A 724-nucleotide genomic window follows, 5' to 3' on the forward strand; every position below is an offset into this window, starting at 1 on the left:
CGAGCCTCACACCTACCTCGCTGACGTGATCGCCCGGATCGTCGCCGGCCATCCACAAAGCCAGATCGACGATCTGCTGCCTTGGACCTACAGACCTATGCCGCTCAAGGCCGTGGCCTGAGAACAGCGGTTACGATGAGAACTACATTTACGGGGAAAGAACTGGCCTACAGCTCGTTCGCATGGCGATCGAACAAACCTGTCCAGCCGGCGTTCTGCCGAGCGAGGAGGCGGTCAACCTGCTCTATGACCGTTGCCGGTGCATGAGGGCGAGGCGCTGGCAAAGGCGATCATAGAGACGGTGAGAGGCTGACGCGCGAGTAGGCTGCTATGCCACCCTAGCGTTATGCACGCTCTAGAGCGTCGGACGTTCATGTGAGTCCATATCCTGCGGCAGAGAAGTAGTTTCTGCATTCTGTTGGAGAGAAGAGATTGCAGATATCGCCAATGGCCTGCCACAGGGCGTCGATGGTTCTGATGGCCTTTGCGCGCAGATGCGCTTTAAGCTTGGCGAAGGCCATTTCGATCGGGTTGAGATCGGGGCTGTAGGGCGGCAGGAAGAGAAGCCATGCGCCTCTGGCCCGGATCGCCGCCTCAGCGAGCGGGCTCTTGTGGGCTGCGAGATTGTCGAGAATGACGACATCGCCCTTTGCCAGCGTCGGAGCGAGCTGCGTTTCGACGTAGGTGTCGAAGATGCGACGGTTCATCGGCGTGTCGACGACGA

Annotated in this window: 2 protein-coding genes; one reads left to right on the top strand and one right to left on the bottom strand. The window is 59.5% G+C overall.

The window, feature by feature from the left end:
- Positions 1 to 121 (top strand): transposase domain-containing protein (locus NKJ35_RS30800; RefSeq protein WP_352651400.1); only part of this gene is annotated, 121 nt, incomplete at its 5' end.
- A 250-nt stretch (positions 122 to 371) separates the two neighbouring features.
- On the opposite strand, the gene NKJ35_RS30805 is transcribed toward NKJ35_RS30800, so the two are convergent.
- Positions 372 to 724 (bottom strand): transposase (locus NKJ35_RS30805; RefSeq protein WP_352651398.1); only part of this gene is annotated, 353 nt, incomplete at its 5' end.

Source organism: Mesorhizobium sp. M0136 (assembly GCF_040322515.1).
Lineage (GTDB): Bacteria > Pseudomonadota > Alphaproteobacteria > Rhizobiales > Rhizobiaceae > Mesorhizobium.